This is a genomic window from Thalassospira sp. MCCC 1A02491, assembly GCF_001613785.1.
In the GTDB taxonomy this organism is placed as follows: Bacteria; Pseudomonadota; Alphaproteobacteria; order Rhodospirillales; family Thalassospiraceae; genus Thalassospira; species Thalassospira povalilytica.
Window position 1 is genome coordinate 229196 of record NZ_LPVX01000032.1, and the last position, 16809, is coordinate 246004.

Annotated in this window: 16 protein-coding genes; 6 read left to right on the top strand and 10 right to left on the bottom strand. The window is 54.8% G+C overall.

Annotated features, from left to right (window positions below):
* Positions 1–18: 18 nt before the first annotated feature.
* From AUQ42_RS15175 to AUQ42_RS15190, 4 genes are read right to left on the bottom strand one after another with little or no spacing between them, the layout of a single operon-like run.
* Positions 19–1365 (bottom strand): MFS transporter, encoded by a 1347-nt coding sequence (locus AUQ42_RS15175; RefSeq protein WP_068519929.1) that lies wholly within the window; start codon positions 1363–1365, stop codon positions 19–21.
* Entirely contained in the window at positions 1352–2629 is a 1278-nt protein-coding gene (locus tag AUQ42_RS15180; RefSeq protein WP_068519930.1) for a cyclopropane-fatty-acyl-phospholipid synthase family protein, read from the bottom strand. The genes AUQ42_RS15175 and AUQ42_RS15180 overlap by 14 nt, the downstream gene beginning before the upstream one ends.
* Before the next feature lie 5 nt (positions 2630–2634).
* Complete coding sequence (locus AUQ42_RS15185; protein WP_068519931.1) at positions 2635–3471, bottom strand: DUF1365 domain-containing protein; 837 nt, start codon at positions 3469–3471, stop codon at positions 2635–2637.
* Positions 3468–4811: an NAD(P)/FAD-dependent oxidoreductase gene (locus AUQ42_RS15190; RefSeq protein WP_068519932.1), complete on the bottom strand. Its 1344-nt coding sequence runs from the start codon at positions 4809–4811 to the stop codon at positions 3468–3470. The genes AUQ42_RS15185 and AUQ42_RS15190 overlap by 4 nt, the downstream gene beginning before the upstream one ends.
* A 213-nt stretch (positions 4812–5024) precedes the next feature.
* On the opposite strand from AUQ42_RS15190, the gene AUQ42_RS15195 reads away from it, so the two are divergent.
* Together AUQ42_RS15195 and AUQ42_RS15200 are read left to right on the top strand one after the other, a co-directional pair.
* On the top strand, positions 5025–5615 hold the full coding sequence (locus AUQ42_RS15195; RefSeq protein WP_068519933.1) for a sigma-70 family RNA polymerase sigma factor: 591 nt from the start codon (positions 5025–5027) through the stop codon (positions 5613–5615).
* Positions 5612–6316 (top strand): ChrR family anti-sigma-E factor, encoded by a 705-nt coding sequence (locus AUQ42_RS15200; protein WP_068519934.1) that lies wholly within the window; start codon positions 5612–5614, stop codon positions 6314–6316. The genes AUQ42_RS15195 and AUQ42_RS15200 overlap by 4 nt, the downstream gene beginning before the upstream one ends.
* A 72-nt stretch (positions 6317–6388) precedes the next feature.
* Here AUQ42_RS15200 and AUQ42_RS15205 read toward each other — a convergent pair whose 3' ends face one another.
* The 3 genes from AUQ42_RS15205 to AUQ42_RS15215 form a co-directional block, all read right to left on the bottom strand.
* Positions 6389–7276: a 23S rRNA (adenine(2030)-N(6))-methyltransferase RlmJ gene (locus AUQ42_RS15205; protein WP_068519935.1), complete on the bottom strand. Its 888-nt coding sequence runs from the start codon at positions 7274–7276 to the stop codon at positions 6389–6391.
* Positions 7277–7282: 6 nt separating this feature from the next.
* Positions 7283–8167: an rRNA large subunit pseudouridine synthase E gene (locus AUQ42_RS16110; RefSeq protein ID WP_082817899.1), complete on the bottom strand. Its 885-nt coding sequence runs from the start codon at positions 8165–8167 to the stop codon at positions 7283–7285.
* A gap of 77 nt (positions 8168–8244) precedes the next feature.
* The gene (locus tag AUQ42_RS15215; RefSeq protein ID WP_068519937.1) at positions 8245–8979 is read right to left on the bottom strand and encodes an SIMPL domain-containing protein; all 735 of its coding nucleotides are present in this window, start codon (positions 8977–8979) and stop codon (positions 8245–8247) included.
* A gap of 261 nt (positions 8980–9240) precedes the next feature.
* Here AUQ42_RS15215 and AUQ42_RS15220 point away from each other — a divergent pair, with 261 nt between their 5' ends.
* Positions 9241–9918, top strand: a complete 678-nt coding sequence (locus AUQ42_RS15220) for a D-lyxose/D-mannose family sugar isomerase (protein ID WP_068519939.1) — start codon at positions 9241–9243, stop codon at positions 9916–9918.
* Between the two features lie 112 nt (positions 9919–10030).
* On the opposite strand, the gene AUQ42_RS15225 is transcribed toward AUQ42_RS15220, so the two are convergent.
* Positions 10031–10981 (bottom strand): hypothetical protein, encoded by a 951-nt coding sequence (locus tag AUQ42_RS15225; protein ID WP_068519941.1) that lies wholly within the window; start codon positions 10979–10981, stop codon positions 10031–10033.
* Positions 10982–11164: 183 nt separating this feature from the next.
* Between AUQ42_RS15225 and AUQ42_RS15230 the strand changes: the two genes are divergently transcribed.
* The 3 genes from AUQ42_RS15230 (at position 11165) to AUQ42_RS15240 (ending at position 13858) form a co-directional block, all read left to right on the top strand.
* Positions 11165–12289, top strand: a complete 1125-nt coding sequence (locus tag AUQ42_RS15230; RefSeq protein ID WP_068519942.1) for a GGDEF domain-containing protein — start codon at positions 11165–11167, stop codon at positions 12287–12289.
* 72 nt (positions 12290–12361) lie between these two features.
* The gene (locus AUQ42_RS15235) at positions 12362–13546 is read left to right on the top strand and encodes an NAD(P)/FAD-dependent oxidoreductase (protein WP_068519943.1); all 1185 of its coding nucleotides are present in this window, start codon (positions 12362–12364) and stop codon (positions 13544–13546) included.
* A gap of 120 nt (positions 13547–13666) precedes the next feature.
* Positions 13667–13858: a PLD nuclease N-terminal domain-containing protein gene (locus AUQ42_RS15240; RefSeq protein ID WP_068519944.1), complete on the top strand. Its 192-nt coding sequence runs from the start codon at positions 13667–13669 to the stop codon at positions 13856–13858.
* Positions 13859–13944: 86 nt separating this feature from the next.
* Here the strand turns inward: AUQ42_RS15240 and AUQ42_RS15245 are convergent, their stop codons facing one another.
* Both AUQ42_RS15245 and AUQ42_RS15250 read right to left on the bottom strand, forming a co-directional pair.
* Complete coding sequence (locus AUQ42_RS15245; RefSeq protein ID WP_068519945.1) at positions 13945–15711, bottom strand: TRAP transporter fused permease subunit; 1767 nt, start codon at positions 15709–15711, stop codon at positions 13945–13947.
* Positions 15712–15784: 73 nt separating this feature from the next.
* On the bottom strand, positions 15785–16741 hold the full coding sequence (locus tag AUQ42_RS15250; RefSeq protein WP_068520032.1) for a TAXI family TRAP transporter solute-binding subunit: 957 nt from the start codon (positions 16739–16741) through the stop codon (positions 15785–15787).
* Between the last annotated feature and the right edge of the window lie 68 nt (positions 16742–16809).

Consider the following 16809-nt stretch of genomic DNA (forward strand, 5'->3'; position numbering starts at 1 on the left):
TGATTCCTGACCCCAAGATCAAACTCTGCGGCGAAGAAGGCGCCGACGAATGGCAACCTGATGCCGACTTCCCAGTGGAAAGCGCCACATCATCCCGATTGCTCCTGCTTTCAATACGACGGGAAACACCGCATAGATCAGAACCAGGACGAGCAAGGCACCGCTTTTTTGCCCGTCCCCGTCGGTCAGGCCAAAAGCCCCCAGCACCGGAAGCGCAATGCCGGCCGCCAATGCCATGGCAAGTTTGTTGGTCATGTTCCAAAGGGCAAATAAAAGGGCCGTCCGTCTGGCGCCGAACCGGTAACGGTCCCAGTCATCGACATCGGCCTGTATCGCCGGCGGCAATGCCAGATCGGCCCCCAATGCCGCCCCGGTCACAAGACAAATCACGCCAAAGCCGACAAAATCCCCAGATCCCAGAAACGGCACAAAGGCAAAGGCCGCAATCGCCATGATCATCGCCATACACCAGATGCGATGTTTGCCAAACCGTGCCGACAAACCGACCCAAAGCGGAATGGCAATGATTGCCGCCAGAAAATAGGACAGGATCAGGATATTTTCAGCATCACGATCGAGCTGCAAAAAATACCGCACAAACAGCGGAAAACACACAGCAGGCAGGCCCGCCGCCAGACCGTTGATCATCCATGCAGCAAGCAGTCGCACAAACAGACGGTTGCCTGACAAACTACGAAGTCCCAGCCGCAAAGTTGTCGCGAACGACAGATTACCCGTCGGGACCAAGGGTGATGTTGCAACAGTTTGGTGCGCAACAGGATCGGGTACACGCCAGATCAGAAGCACAACGAAAACAGCCCCCAGAACAAGGGTCGTCAGGGCAAGCATCCTGATTTCATCAGACCGGTCGGCAGCATCCAGCAGCACGGGAAGCCCACCGGCCAGCACAATACCGATCAAGCCGGCCCCTTCACGACAGGCCGTCAAGGAGGTCCGGGTTTTGTAATCCCCCGACAGATCAGCCCCCCATGCAAGATAGGGAACCTGAAACAGGGTCCAACCCAGAAAGAGTATCGTCGCCCACCAGAAAAGGTAGGCCACATCGGGATTGTCAGGCGGGGTAAAAAGATTCCACAAACCGATACCGGCAATCACCGCACCGATCGCCACCCAGATTTTGCGTGACCCGGACCGGTCAGACAACCACCCGATCAACGGATCGGTTGCCATATCAATCACGCGCACCAACAGCAATATGGCCCCGGTGGCCGCAAGCCCCACCCCAAGGTCATCACCATAATAACTTGGCAACAGGACATAGGCCGGGATGGTTGGCACGGCTGCCGCCATCGCAGGAAGCGCATAAAGAAGCGCTGTATTCCGGGAAATATCAGACGCGGGCATTGCCGGGATGTTCGATCACGAACAATCCAACATCGATCGAGCCGCAATCAAACCCGGTTTCGCAATAGGCCAGATAATATTCCCACATGCGCTTGAACCGCTGATCAAAGCCCTGTTTGGCGATGTCATCCCAGCGATGCTGAAAACGGCGCTGCCATTCGGCCAGCGTGCGGGCATATGATTTGCCAAAAAACTCGCTATGGGCAACGGTCAGGCCGGCCTGATTGACAGCTGCCGAAAGCGCGGTTGATGACGGCAGCATTCCACCGGGGAAGATATAACGCTGAATAAAGTCGGCACCCTTGCGATAGGTTTCAAATCGCGCGTCATCAATGGTGATGATCTGCAAAACCGCACGCCCGCCGGGACGAAGACATTTCCGGATCATTTCGAAATAGGTTGGCCAATGTTCTTCGCCGACGGCTTCGAACATTTCGATTGAGACGATCTTGTCGAACTTTCCGTCCTGATGGCGGTAATCGCGCAGTGCTATGTCTGTACGGTCATTCAGCCCCTGTGTCAGAAGCCTGCGACGTGCATAGGCGTGCTGTTCGGCCGACAAGGTCAGACCGGTTACGTTACATCGATATTTGCCTGCTGCCAGTTCGGCAAACCCGCCCCAGCCGCATCCGACTTCGAGCACCGTTTCACCCGGCTGCAATTCTGCGAGATCGCAGATGCGCTGATATTTTGCGGTTTGCGCCCCATCAAGTGACATATCCGGGCTGCTGTAATAGCCCGAAGAATATGTCATCCCCGGATCAAGCCACGCAGAATAGAATTCGTTTCCAAGGTCGTAGTGATAGGCAATGTTGCGTCTGGATCCTTCCAGGGTGTTGGCGTTGCGCAAATGCCCAAGACGCGCCACCATCCGTGACAGGAAGCCACCCGCCAGACGGGCACGCACGATGTTTTCATTAAGCATTGCAACGCGCATCAGACGGGTTATGTCCGGGCTGCTCCAACTGCCATCCATATAGGCCTCGGCAAAGGCGACATCGCCGCCCGTGGCCAGTTTGCGGATTGCCTGCCAGTCATGGATGTGAATGGCAGCCTGAAGATCCGTTTCCTGATCACCGGTAAAATGCAGATGGTCATTGTCGGGCAGAACGATGGTCAGTCGCCCGAACTGCAAATGCGACAATACCCGTCGCAACATCACCTTAAGCAGGCTGCGATTTCCGGTCATGCTGCCCAACAAGGGCACAAGACGATCACGCAATGGAACAGACAATTCAGAAGCCGTCGGATTACGGTCAGGCATTGTTCTTATCTCTTTCCTGCTTGGGTCGCTGCGGTCCCGGTTGCCAGAACATAGGTCACCGGTCTTTGTGGTGGTGCCGGTCGTTTATGGAATGTCATCCCCTTGCGCCAAAGATGAAGCGCTTCCCAGTGAATGCCCGCCACGACCTTGAGCGTCATCAAAGGATAGCGAATGAACGCTCCGAACAGTTTACGGTCAGACAGGGCATTTCGATCACCAACAAAAGCCGCATTCAGAAACGCCCCGCGGGCATCGGTTTCGCGGATCGCTACCGCAACATTTTCACCCGGAATGCGAATACGGAAATGGTAATCGGCCACCATATCGATAAAGGGTGAAACATAGAAACCCTTGGCACAGGATTGGCGCAAGACACCCTTGTCATCCATCGCGTCTGGTCCGACCGGGATCAGATAGCTGTGGCGATCACCAAAGGTGTTGGAAACTTCGTACAGCACCGCACCAAGCCCGCCATCCGCCCGATAACAAAAATAAACCGATAGCGGATTGAAAACAAAACCCAGCAGCCGCGGATAGCACAGAAGTTCAATCCGTGACGCGCAATCAGCCAAATCGTGTTCTGCCAGAATGGCTTCTAGACGGGTGCGTAAATTCTGCCCCGCCCCGTCTGCGTGATCACGGTCATGGAAGGAAAACAGATTGAAACGGTTGCGACTGAACAAACGCAATCTGGCGGCAAGATCATCGATCTCGTCAAGGTCGAGCAGGAACGAAAACACCGAATAGCGCAGCTTGTGCCGTTTCGGCCGCAACCGGTTATGGGTGACGACACCTTCATACAGGGCGGATGCCCAACGGGCTGGCTTCGATGTTGAGGTCATGACACCTCGCTTGATTGCGGGACGATGGTTCCGGTCACGTGGATGCGGCCATTTTCATCGTCAACGATCCAGGGACGGCGCACATTGCCAAGGGCTTCTGCCACCGCAAGGCCGGACTGCAATCCGTCCTCATGGAAACCGTAACCGAAATAGCTTCCGCAATACCAAAGATTATCGACACCCTGAATCGACCAAAGGTCTTTTTGCGCCGCCATTGCGCCGGCATCAAACAGCGGATGATCATACAGGAATGAACGGATCACACTGCCCGATGCGGGATGACGGGGCGGATTAAGGGTCACAAATAGCGGCTTGGCAGGATCGAGATGCTGCAACCGGTTCATCCAGTACGTGACACAGACCTTTTTCTCGCCGTCCTGTTCTTCGGCCAGATAGTTCCAGCTTGACCAGACCTTTTGGTTTCTGGGCATCAGGGCCGGGTCACTATGCAGGATCGCAAGATTGCGTTCGTATTTGAACGCCGAGAGAAGCGTTTTGACCTTGGGAGCCGGATCATCCTGAAGTGCCAATGCCTGATCACCATGACAGGCCAGAACCACGTGATCATAGATTTCCCGGTTGCCATAACGGTCTTCGACAAACGCACCACCGGCCGGGTTTCGACCGACCTTTGCAATTGCACGATCCAGAACCACACCGCCCGAAATGCCTTGGGTCATGCGTTTCACATACTGGCGCGATCCGCCAAGCACCGTCCGCCATTGCGGCCGGTCTTTCAGCTGAAGCAATCCATGGTTCTGACAGAACCGCACGAAAGCCGCCAAGGGATATGCCATCATGGTATCGACCGGTGTCGACCAGATCGCAGCCCCCATCGGCAATAAGTGATCATTGATGAATGCCGATGAATACCGGTTTTCGCGAAGATAATCGCCAAGACTGATTTTTTCAGCACTGCCATCTTCAAGAGCACCGGGTGCTTCGCGGTAGAAGCGCAATATATCGCGCACCATCTTCCAGAACCGCGGACGAAGCAGATTGCGTTTTTGCGCAAACAGTGCCCCAAGGTCGCCACCACCATATTCCAGCCCGCCCCGATCCATCGATGCGGCAAAGGACATGTCGGTAGGCGCAGTCTCAACACCAAGATGATCAAACAGCGCACAGAGATTTGGATAACAGCGCGTATTATAAACGATAAAGCCCGTATCGACCGGGGTGCTGTCCGCATCCACCGTGTTGGAATGACCACCGGGCCGGTCATCCTTTTCATACAGGGTCACGTTATGGGATTGGCTGAGCAACCAGGCTGCCGACAGGCCGGAAATGCCCGAACCGACAACCGCAATATTGAGTTTTCCCGAAGTGACAACGTTCATATCGAACCGGCCTGCTTGCAGTTATGTTTTCAAAACTACATATTAATACGCATGGCAATAACATGCGGATCACTTAGCACCTTATATGTGATGTCATTGTAAGTACCTGTCAGAAAACGTACAATTTCATCTGATCCAAAAGAACACGGCCGCCGTATTAAAGTCATGATGAACATGATCTTGGCGCGGCCCCAAAGGGGACCTGAAACCACAATGACCGGCACCAAGTCCAAACGCCCCGGCCCGGCAGACCCGGTTGAGGCGAAAAAATGTGCCGATTGGATCGTTTCCGTCGCGACAACCCGCGACCGGGAAGCGTTTGCGCAACTGTTCGCGCATTTTGCCCCGCGCGTTAAGGCCTATATGTTCCGGTTTGGCGGAAATGCCGAAACCGCCGAGGAACTGGCCCAAGAGGCGATGATGCAGGTGTGGCGCAAGGCGCATCTGTTTGATCCGTCCAAGGCCGCGGCCAGTACATGGATCTTTACCGTGGCCAGGAACCTGCGCATTGACCGGTTCCGCCAGCGCAAACATATCGAGGTGGATGATTCCGACCCGACGCTTATTGTTGACGAGGACCCGCTGGCCGATGAAGTGGTCGGGCGCGATCAGGAAGCGGTTCTTGTCAAAGCTGCGATGGAAGAATTGCCCGCCGATCAGAAGGTAGTTGTCGAATTGTCGTTTTTTGAAGATTGCTCACACAGCGAAATCGCCGAGCGTCTGAATATCCCGCTCGGGACGGTTAAGTCCCGGTTGCGCCTTGCCCTGGGCAAGCTGCGCGGCGGACTGGAAGGTGTCGCATGAATATCAAGCATCATCCAACTGACCAGACATTGATGGATTATGCCAGCGGGTCGCTGTCACAGGCGATGGAACTGCTGGTGGCAACCCACATGACCCTGTGTCCGCATTGCCGCAACAAGGTAAGCGGGTTCGAAACCATGGGCGGTGCCGTGCTTGAAAACACCGACAGCATGTCAATGAGTGATCATTCACTTGATCACGTGATGGCCATGCTTGAGCGCGAAGCAACCAACGAAAATATTGTGACCGAAAAGTTGCCCATCATGCGCCGGATTGCGGTTGGTGAAAGCATTACCGGCAGCACCATGGCGTCGCTTCCGCGTCCGTTGGCGGAACTTCTGCCCGAGGATGTTACATCCCTTGATGACATCCCGTGGAAGTCGCTGGCGCCGGGTGTGAAACAGTTCCAGCTTAAATCGATCGAAAGCAAGGGTACGGTCCGTTTGCTTAAAATCGCGCCGGGTATTTCGATCCCGGATCACGGACATCATGGTCATGAAATGACCTTGTTGATCAAGGGATCCTATATCGATGAAATCGGCCGGTTCCGGGCCGGCGATGTTGCCGATCTGGATGATGATGTCGATCATCAGCCGATTGCCGATACTGCAGAAGAATGCATCTGCCTGATCGCAACCGATGCCCCGATGAAGTTCAACCGCCTTTTACCGAAATTGTTGCAGCCATTTTTCGGTATCTGATTTCCGATGCGTCCCAACGCGCCAAGCCCCGCAGGATGAAACTGCGGGGCTTTTTTTTTCGTGTGATGCGGATTATTGCGCAGCAACCAGCCAGTTGATGCTGTGCTGTGCCGGTCCGGGGAATTTGCAGGTTTTGGCAAGCCAGTCGCCGATGTCGGCAAGCTGCTGATCAAATTGCCAGGGCGGATTGATGACAAGCAAGCCGGTGCCGCGCATCCGTCCCTTTGCCCCGCCCTGATCAGTGGCCAGTTCGGCGCAAAGTACCCCGCCCGATGCCTTGATCGTGCCAAATGATGTGCGCAAATCGCCGTCAAATCCGTCCTCAAGGATCGGATACCACAGCATGAAGGTGCCATTTGGCCATTTTTCCCATGCATGCTGCACGGCGTTTGCGGCCTTTTGATAATCCTGTTTCACATCATAGCTCGGATCCATCAGGACCAGTCCGCGACGGATCGCCGGCGGCATCATGGCAACAAGGCCTTCATACCCGTCACGTTTATGCAGATGGATGCGGCCATCGCGTTTGACACGATGATGCAGACTTTCATGTTCGCGCGGATGAAGTTCCATCAGAACCAGTTCATCTTCTTCGCGCAGCATTTCGCGCACAATGAATGGCGATCCCGGATAAAACGGCCCGCGATAGGCATCTTCTTCGCGCACACCATAATCGCGGCCTTTTGCCACCGGATCAAAACGCGCCACATGATCAAGGAACGCTGCCAGCATTTCCGGCGGATTTGATCCGGCCTTTGCACGCGCATAACCGTCTTTCCATTCACCGGTCTTGGCCGCCTGAACACTGCCAAGATCATACCAACCCGATCCGGCATGGGTATCGATCACGCAGAACGGTTTTTTCTTTTTGCGCAAATGACACAGGACAAGCCACAAGGCCGCATGTTTGTGCATGTCGGCAAAATTCCCGGCATGAAATCCGTGCAGATAACTCAGCATGTCCCTTTATCCTTTTCCGGGGCGCGTATTGCCGCGCCCACCGCCGCCCGGACGTGATTTTGCCCCGCCCCGTGCAGATGCGCGGTTGCCGGATTTGGCGTTGTCTTTGCGTGATCCTTTATGGCGGCCGGACCCTGACTGGTTTGACGTCCCGTTTTCGTCACTATGCGATGCGCTATGCGATGCCTGATGGCGCTGGCGGGCGGATTTATAGCCACCCTTGCGACGCGATGGACGGGCCGGGCGATCTGTGCGCGCGTCGGCATCTGATGCGGCGTCAAGCTCGGTCCGCTTTGGCGGCTTTGCCGATCCGGGCGACAAACGGCGATGGGTTGCCGGTGGGGCATCAACATCAATGATTTTCCATTCGCCCGGGGCAAGACCGTCCAGCGTCCAGTCACCGATCGCGTGACGGATCAGGCGCAATGTCGGAAAGCCGACTGCGGCCGTCATGCGGCGAACCTGCCGATTGCGGCCTTCGGTGATGGTCAGTTCGATCCAACTGGTCGGGATTTCCTTGCGATAACGCACCGGGGGATCGCGTTCCCACAGATTGGCGGGTTCATCAATACGGCGAACCTTGGCAGGCAGGGTCATGCCGTCTTTAAGCTCAACCCCATTGCGCAAATCGTCAAGCGCCTGATCGGTTGGTTCGCCATCGACCTGCACCAGATATGTTTTGGTTTTTTTGTATTTCGGATGGGCAATCTGGGCATTTAGCGGCCCATGATCGGTCAGCAACAGCAAACCTTCGCTATCGCGATCAAGGCGACCGGCGGCATAGACCCCCGGCAGATCGATATAGTCAGCAAGCGTCGCCCGGCCATTTTCACGGTCGGTAAACTGGGTCAAAACACCATACGGCTTGTTAAACAGGATCAATTGCGCCATGGCGCGCATAAAACCAGCTTTGTCGGGTCTGTCAATATGTCCCGGTGATGATCATCGCATAACGGCAATGAACGTACTTAATCCTCGATCAGATATTCCATGGTGGTGACAACGCGCACGGTTTTGTTGATCTGGCTGGCTTCGTTCATATTGGGGGCACCATCACCGGCCAATATCTGAAACAGGCCCTGGGTTGCACGGCGAATACCACCAAGCTGCCCACCGGAATCCGTGGCAAATTGCATGGCAGCTTCACGCGCATTCGCCGTTGCCGCGGCGATCATGTCGGGCTTGATGGCATTCAGACCGGTGAACAGATAGCTCGGCCCGGGATTATAGCCCTGCCCGCCCAGAACAATGCCGCCCTGAAGCAACTTTCCGATATCCTGTGATGCGGCCACCACCGCATCAACATCATCTGTGCGTACCTGAATGGTCTGATTGACAATGAACCGGCTTTCAACCGGCCCGGACCGGTATGCCTGCGCCAGTTGATCGGTTACTTGAAGGTTTTGCAGTTCTGTCTGATCGCGCGTGATGCCGTGGCTGGCCAGAAAATCCAGAAGGGTTTTGGTATCGGCATCAATTTTGGCCTGGGCATTTTGCAGCACATCATCGGTTGCGACATAGGTCATTGGCCAGACGGCCTTGTCCGCCTTGACATCACGTTCTGCCAGCCCTTTGACCGTTACAAAACGATCCAGCGATCGCATGTTTTCGATCCCTTGGCCGACCATCCATCCGGATGCCGCGATTCCGCCCGCGACCACAATTGCCGCGAAAACTTTTGCAAAGCCTGAAGATTGCGTCATGTGCCCGTCCTTTTCCCTTGCACGCCATACGTGAAATTCACCATCGGATAGCCTATTCTTTATATCATGATATCGCCGTTGAAAGCGGCAATTACGAGGCACCGTTTCGCAAAATCAAAGTGCACGCGAAATTGTGCAAACAGGATTTTGAATGCATTCAAAACTGGTCGCTTTCTGGCCGACATCATGTTAAAAGCGCGCCAACACATTCAGGGTCGGCAAAACCGGCCCACGCCATTCACACGTCACAAGAGGTCATCCATGCTGCGTTCTGAAATCAATGCCTGCATTGAGCACGCCAAAGAGCTGTACGCATCCATCGCATTCAAATTGCCGGAATGGGCCCATTACAGCCCGTCCCAGTGGGACGCCGAACCCGATCTTGCGAAATGGTGCCGTGACCATCAGATGGGCTGGGATGTGACCGATTATGGCGAAGGCAATTTCGACAAGCGCGGCCTGATTCTGTTTTGCCTGCGCAATGGCATCTTGCGCCAGCCGGGCGAAGTTCCCTATGCCGAAAAGATCATGATCGTCGGTGAAAATCAGGAATGCCCGTGGCACTACCACAAGGTCAAAATGGAAGACATCATTGTGCGGGGTGGCGGCAATCTTGTGATCGAACTTTGCAATCTGACCGAAGACGGGCAGATGGATAAGGTCAATGACGTTCGCGTGCGCACGGATGGCAAGCTCAATATCCTGCCAGCAGGCGGCAAGGTTGTGCTTGAACCGGGTCAAAGTGTCACCCTGCCAAGAACGCTTGTGCATCGTTTCTATGGCGAAGAGGGCAAGGGCCCGGTGATTGTTGGCGAAGTATCCCAGGTCAATGACGACCTGACTGACAACTATTTCTTTGATTGCGATGCACGCTTTACCGAAATCGAGGAAGACGTCGCGCCCATTCATCCGCTGTGGAATGAATTGCCAAATACGTGATCAAACGCCAAATGTTCTGAATACAGAAAAGCCCCGCCAGTAATCCGTGCGGGGCTTTTCATTTGCGTATCGGCGCGTATCGGTTGGTCCCGGTCGGCAGAGATGGGTTAGATCATTCCGCCGGCTTGTGTTCGTTGGGATCACCAAGAATATCTGCAAATTCCGGCAGATCACGCAGCGGTTCAAATTCTTCTTCGGTCCACGCGGGCTGACGCATTGATTCGGAAAGTTCGACCGCGCGCTGCAAATCAGCAAGGGCGGCTTCGCGGAAGCCAAGCCCGGCATTGGCGCAGGCACGCTGGTAATAGCCATTGGCACTTTCGGGTTCCTCGGCCAGCAACCGGTTGCACAGGCTTAGTGCCCAGTCACGATCACCAAGTTGCAAGGCCGCATCCGCCTTATAGGCCATAACTTCCGGATCACCCGGGGCAAGTTCAAGAATCTTGTCATAGGTTTCGATTTTCGAACGCGGATTTGACAGCTGATTGGCCTGCAACCACAGGGCATGGATGGTCTGTGTACGTTCGATTTCGTGCTGATGTTCGTTAATCAGCTTGGATTTCAGGCGCAGCTCATCCTCAAGCGAGGACAAGCGGGCTTCGAATTCTTCGGAAAGGCGGCGCAGTTCCGTATCCGCCAGATTGCGGACACTGGATTTCAGTTCACGCAAAGACTGCCAGCCCAGCATGGTCAAAAGCGCACCCACCGCAGCCACGAAATAGAAGAAATACGTAACCGTATTGGACGAATAGGAAATGGCCTTGTCGATGGCTTCGAGCTGACGGTTGACCACTTCGCGCAGCAGTTCGGCGCGCATGCCCTGCATTTCGGTCCTAAGGTTTTTCAATTCATCAAGAACATAACGTTCCATCAGGGGCGGCATGTTTGATCGTTCGGCCGGATCAAGTGCGCGGAAATCGATGCCATCGGCAGGAAGGGGACTTTCGGAAGAAGCCGTGCTTTTTGTGTCATCGGTCTGGGCATGGAGCGGTTGGGATATCGCGCCAACAGAAAGAAAACCCAGCATCAAAGCCAGAATGAAGAAAGCACATTTTTTTGTCATTGATCCTGCGTCCTGTTTTCCTGCCCGTTTGGTGATGAGACCATAGGTATCAGGAATGAACAAACACTAAAACCGGCAAGCATCCATCCATAAGAAATCACTGATCCACATCAACACAGCAGATCCAAAAACAGCTTAACCTGCCGGTTAGGAAACAGTTCAGGATTATCCCCCAGGTTGGCCATGCATACTTACGGTCTACGTCACGAACATGCCGAAGAACATTCCAAGCTTGCTCTGGATTTGATGGCGCAGCTTGGTGTGATTCCCCATCCTGACAATTTTCTGATTTTCTATTCCTATCTGGCCGGAACCAACCCGGACATGAACCAGACGATTGATATCCTGCGCAGCAACCACCGTGCATTTGACGAATTGCAGTGCAAGGCAATTCATGACCGTTTTTTCAGTACCGAACGCGAACGCAAGATCACCGAACAGATCACGACCGAGCTGCGCCGACAGCTTAACAATGCGCTTAACAACGTCAAAAAGATCGGGGTCGATACCACCAAATACGCTGAGGCGCTTGACCATTTCTGCGACTATATTTCCAGCAAGGATTTCAGCAATCTTGAACAATCCCTGCACACGCTTGTTGGCGCAACTCGGCAGATGGAAGATGTCAGCCATGTCTTTGGCCAAAGCCTTGATAGCAGTTCGACCGAGATTTCGCGCCTGCGTCAGGATCTGGCCAAGATGCGCCACGAAGCCATGACAGACGGGCTCACAGGCATTGCCAACCGCAAGGCATTTGACGAGAAGCTTCGCGAAGAAGCCATGACCGCAATGGAAAGTGGCAAACCGGTCAGTTTGCTGATCCTGGATATCGATCATTTCAAAAGCTTCAATGACAATCACGGCCATCAGGTTGGCGATCAGGTTCTGCGTCTGATGGCAGAAGCATTGGAGCGAAATGTCAAAGGACAGGATTTCGCCGCACGATATGGCGGTGAAGAATTTGCGATCATTTTGCCGCAAACAACACTGGGCTGCGCCAAACAAGCCGCCAACATGCTGCGCCACAATGTGGAAACCCACAATATCGTCAGCAAATCAAACCAGAAAAAGGTCGGGCGCATCACGGTGTCGATCGGCGTCGCAACATTCCGGTTCGGGGAGCCGTTGGCACGGTTGATCGAACGTGCAGATGATGCACTTTATCTTGCGAAATCGCGGGGCCGCAATCAGGTGGCAAGCGAACGCGATGTCGAACGCGACGCACAACATCGCAAAGACCAGATCACATCCCCGGCAAAGGGGGCCAAATCAGCCGACGGCAAGCCCGCAAAGCAGCGTTGCGCCTGATAGCGCTGACAACCGGCCGATTTCCACGTATAAGGCAGGCCAACTTATCGAAAATAAACTGGTCTGATTTACGTGAAAAAAATCGATGTTCTGATCATTGGTGCCGGTGCAGCCGGCCTGATGTGTGCAATTGAAGCCGGCAAGCGCGGTCGATCCGTGGTGGTTGCCGATCATTCGGCAAAGCCCGCCGAAAAGATCCGCATTTCCGGCGGCGGTCGATGCAATTTCACCAATATCCATACCAGCCCGGAGAATTTTATCTCCGAAAACAAGCGTTTCTGCGTGTCGGCCCTGAAACGCTATACGCAGCACGACTTCCTTGATCTCGTGAACAGCTACAACATCGCCTGGCACGAGAAGACGCTGGGACAATTATTCTGCGATGAATCATCGTTCCAGATCATTGATATGCTTCTGGACGAATGTGATGCGGCAAATGTCGAAATTCGCCTGAACACCGAAATTTCAAACATCATCCGCCGGGAGGATGGCGGATTTGATGTGACGACGCGCACCGGTGCGCAATGGACCTGTCAATCGCTTGTCGTGGCCTGTGGCGGATTGTCGATCCCGAAAATCGGCGCCACCGGGTTCGGATATCAGATCGCCCGTCAGTTTGGCATCAATGTCATTCCGACCCGTGCGGCCCTTGTGCCCTTTGTATTCGATCCGGAACTGCGGACAAAAACCGGCGAACTTTCGGGCATTTCGGTTGATGCCGTTGTCGGCTGCAACAAAAAGCAGTTCCGCGAAGGTTTGCTGTTTACCCATCGCGGTCTTTCCGGACCATCAATTTTGCAGATTTCGTCTTATTGGCATGAAGGCGACAGCATCACGGTGAACCTCAACCCCGAAGAAGATGCGTTTGAGATTCTGAAAGCCGCCAAGGCCGAAAACCCGAAACAGGCAGTGCATAACGTTCTGTCGCGCATCCTGCCAAACCGGCTGGCGCAAATGATTACGGCCAATCACGGTCTTGAACGCCCCATCGGGGAAACCGGGGACAAGGCGCTTCGCAAACTGGCAATGGATGTCAATCAATGGTCGGTGATGCCAAGCGGCACCGAAGGATACCGCACAGCCGAAGTCACGATCGGCGGGGTGGACACCAACGCCTTATCATCAAAAACCATGGAAGCCCGTGACGTGCCCGGACTTTATTTCATCGGCGAGGTCGTCGATGTCACCGGGCATCTTGGCGGCTTTAATTTCCAGTGGGCCTGGTCATCAGGCTGGTCCGCCGGACAGGTCGTCTGACCCTTATTTTAACGCGTAATTTGCAAACAACTTTCCCCTGTCGGGAACAACACCGCATTTCAACCGTTTATCAGACAAGCGCGGCAAAAATCGCCGAAGCAATAAACACGAGGTTGGAACATGCTTGAGTATGGTGGAATTATTGGCCTGTTGGTCCTGATTGCCGACGTGTGGGCCATCATCAACGTTATGGGCAGCGGTGCAAGCACCGGCTCGAAAGTTATCTGGACGGTTCTTATTCTGGTTCTGCCGGTACTGGGACTGATTATCTGGCTGTTTGCCGGTCCGCGTAGCGGCCGCGTCTCAGCATAACATCAGATCGCACCTTCGCGGTTCGCAGATCAAAACACAAAAGGCCGACAGATATCTGTCGGCCTTTTGTCATGTCAGATGTGGTGTCAGATGCCCGCAGCAAAAATCGCGACGGCCCCGGCACAAGCCAGCGCCACCCGCGTCACAACAGCGCGCGGCGATATCAGACCGAACGAAATTGCCGTCAGGCCAACCGCAACCTTAAGCCCCGCGGCAATCGCCCAGACCGGATCATTGCCAAGATCAATCAGCGATGCATTGGCGATCATGGCAAGCGGCACGATATACAGCCCGACACCAAGCGCCATCGCTGTTCCGGCAACCTTGAGCCAGTTTTCTTCGACCATACCCGCCGCAATAAACACTGCCCCGCAGACCGGGGGTGTGATTGTCGACAGCAAGGCAAACCAGAACACGAACAGATGTGCCTGCAACGGATCAAGACCAAGTTCGATCAAAGCCGGGCCCGCCACAGATACGCAGATGACATAAGCCGCCGTGGTCGGGACTTCCATGCCAAGGATCAGACAGGCCAGTGCCGTCAGCAACAAGGCAGGCCATAACATCCCGCCCGACCCGGACAGCAGAAGCGACGTAATTTTCACCCCAAGCCCGGTCAGCCCGAGAACCCCGATCACAATCGAGGCACAAAGAATGATCGACCCGATCATTGCCACCTGACGCCCGGCATTCAGACAAACGTCGGTAAAGCGATCCTTGGCCCGAACCAGATCAAAGGTCAGTGTGCCGTCAAAAAACAGCAAGGCCGCCCCGGCAAGCAGGGCAAGGCATGCGGCATATTGCGGCGTGTAGCCACCCCCGAACATTCCCCACAGCAATATGGTAAAGGGCACCAGGAAAAAGCATGATGTGATAATCACAGCCCGCATTGTCGGGCGATCTTTTTCCGGCACACCGGGAAGATCGAACCGCTGGGCAAAGGCGTTGATGCCCACCCAGACAGCAAGGAAATAAAGAATGGCCGGCAAGATCGCCGCAACCATGATTTCGACATAGGGACGCCCGGTCAGTTCCACCATCACAAACGCACCCGCCCCCATCAAAGGCGGCATGATCTGACCACCTGATGAGGCCACCGCTTCGACCGCAGCCGCCAGCCGTTTGGGATAGCCAAGCCGGGTCATTGCCGGCAATGTAATCGCACCGGTCGATGCCACATTGGCCGATGCCGATCCCGATATCGAACCAAACAGTGCAGATGAAACGACAGATACCTTTGCAGCCCCGCCCTTAAGACGGCCAGCAGCCGCACCGGCAACATTCATGAAGCCCTGTCCGGCTTCGCCCGCATTCAGAACGGCGCCAAATATCACAAAGATCGCAACGATACTGACCGACACCCCGGTCAGACTGCCCCAAAGGCCGCCTTCGGCAATGGTCAGGGTGCCCAGCATGCTTTCGACCGGAAGCCCCGCATGCCCGAATTCACCGGGAATATATTCCCCCCACAGCGCATAAAGCAGTGCAATCGACGCCACCAGAGGCAGTGGCCAGCCAATGGCGCGACGCGCCATTTCCAGAACAATCAGCAAAAGCGCGGTCGCAATCGCGATCTGCCCGTTGCCCATCAAAAATCCGTACTGATCACCAAGTGCCGAATGATTGGCAACAATCCAGCCACATCCGAACAAACCAACAATGGTCAAAGCGATGCCGGAAATTTTTTGTGCCGGTGTTTTCGCAACAAAAATCAACGCCCATGGCAAGGCAAGCGCCATGTGGATCGGGCGGCTGACAAGGTTGGGAACAAGGCCGGAAAAAATCAGCCACAGGTGAAATGCAATCGAAACTGCACCAAGGATAATCCAGAAGGGACGAGAAATGGCCGACATGTCAGATCAGTACATTTGATAAAGAACGGCCCGGCAAGACTGCCGGGCCTGTGATGCAAGAAAAGATCAGAACTTAACGCTGATCATCACGAACCGGGAAACCTGCCTCGGCGTAGTAGCGCAGCGCGCCAGCATGGATTTTACCGGTGATGTTGCCCAGCATTTCCGGCGCAACACCGTTCCACCAGGACGAGCTTTCACCCATTTTGGCTTTCTGTTCCCAGAAGGTCTTGGTCAGCTGATAAGCCGTATCATCATCCATCTGGGTGGTCGCAAAGGCGACAACAGACAGCGATGCCGTGGTGATGTCCTTGTCCTGACCGTTATAGGTGCCAGCCGGGATAACCGTCTTGTCACGTTTGGTCAGAGCAAGCTGTTCGTCAGACAGCGACAGAACATTCACATCCGTACCCGCAGCCGCTTCGATCACGTTGGGCGCAGGCCAGGAACCGGCAGTGACAAAGCCGTCAATCTGACCGTTTTTAAGGGCGGCAACCGCGTTGGAAAGTTCGGCATCCGCAAGATTGACCTTGCCATCAAGACCGAACAGACCAAGGTACTTTTCGCCTTCCTTGGCCCCGAAGGAGCCCTTGCCCAGCAAAATGGTTTTGCCTTCGAGACCGGCAAAATCGGTCGCGCCGGAATCAGCGCGCATGACGAAATGCATGGTCAGGGACGGGATCGGAAACAGGGCACGGACGCCTGCAAATTTTTCAGCCGGGCGGTCCTTGAACGGGCCTTTGGCAGCCTGGGCAAGGCTGACCAGACCGGGCGGCGACGTGAAGACATAGTTGCCCGGACGTACCATGGCTTCCATGACGTTCTGAACCGAACCCTGGCTTTCTTCGACCGTGACGATCACATCACCGTTGGTACCGGTTTTCATGGCTTCGGCGAATTGGGCCGCCATCTGGTAATAGGACGATGCGGCTTTTGCCGATTTCAGGGTGACACGGGTTTCGGCCTGTGCGGCAGTCGCCATCGACAGGGCCATGACACCGGCGGCAATGGCGCCAAGAGTACGTTTCATTTTCAAGGTTTCCTCCCCTTGTATGGTGGCCCGCCGGTCGGCTTTGGTTGCCGAACTTGAAGACGAAC

Excerpts from the sequence above, each read along its gene's own strand:
- AUQ42_RS15175 (WP_068519929.1), bottom strand. The coding sequence starts at position 1,365 with ATGCCCGCGTCTGATATTTCCCGGAATACAGCGCTTCTTTATGCGCTT.
- AUQ42_RS15180 (WP_068519930.1), bottom strand. The coding sequence starts at position 2,629 with ATGCCTGACCGTAATCCGACGGCTTCTGAATTGTCTGTTCCATTGCGT.
- AUQ42_RS15185 (WP_068519931.1), bottom strand. The coding sequence starts at position 3,471 with ATGACCTCAACATCGAAGCCAGCCCGTTGGGCATCCGCCCTGTATGAA.
- AUQ42_RS15190 (WP_068519932.1), bottom strand. The coding sequence starts at position 4,811 with ATGAACGTTGTCACTTCGGGAAAACTCAATATTGCGGTTGTCGGTTCG.
- AUQ42_RS15195 (WP_068519933.1), top strand. The coding sequence starts at position 5,025 with ATGACCGGCACCAAGTCCAAACGCCCCGGCCCGGCAGACCCGGTTGAG.
- AUQ42_RS15200 (WP_068519934.1), top strand. The coding sequence starts at position 5,612 with ATGAATATCAAGCATCATCCAACTGACCAGACATTGATGGATTATGCC.
- AUQ42_RS15205 (WP_068519935.1), bottom strand. The coding sequence starts at position 7,276 with ATGCTGAGTTATCTGCACGGATTTCATGCCGGGAATTTTGCCGACATG.
- AUQ42_RS16110 (WP_082817899.1), bottom strand. The coding sequence starts at position 8,167 with ATGGCGCAATTGATCCTGTTTAACAAGCCGTATGGTGTTTTGACCCAG.
- AUQ42_RS15215 (WP_068519937.1), bottom strand. The coding sequence starts at position 8,979 with ATGACGCAATCTTCAGGCTTTGCAAAAGTTTTCGCGGCAATTGTGGTC.
- AUQ42_RS15220 (WP_068519939.1), top strand. The coding sequence starts at position 9,241 with ATGCTGCGTTCTGAAATCAATGCCTGCATTGAGCACGCCAAAGAGCTG.
- AUQ42_RS15225 (WP_068519941.1), bottom strand. The coding sequence starts at position 10,981 with ATGACAAAAAAATGTGCTTTCTTCATTCTGGCTTTGATGCTGGGTTTT.
- AUQ42_RS15230 (WP_068519942.1), top strand. The coding sequence starts at position 11,165 with ATGCATACTTACGGTCTACGTCACGAACATGCCGAAGAACATTCCAAG.
- AUQ42_RS15240 (WP_068519944.1), top strand. The coding sequence starts at position 13,667 with ATGCTTGAGTATGGTGGAATTATTGGCCTGTTGGTCCTGATTGCCGAC.
- AUQ42_RS15245 (WP_068519945.1), bottom strand. The coding sequence starts at position 15,711 with ATGTCGGCCATTTCTCGTCCCTTCTGGATTATCCTTGGTGCAGTTTCG.
- AUQ42_RS15250 (WP_068520032.1), bottom strand. The coding sequence starts at position 16,741 with ATGAAACGTACTCTTGGCGCCATTGCCGCCGGTGTCATGGCCCTGTCG.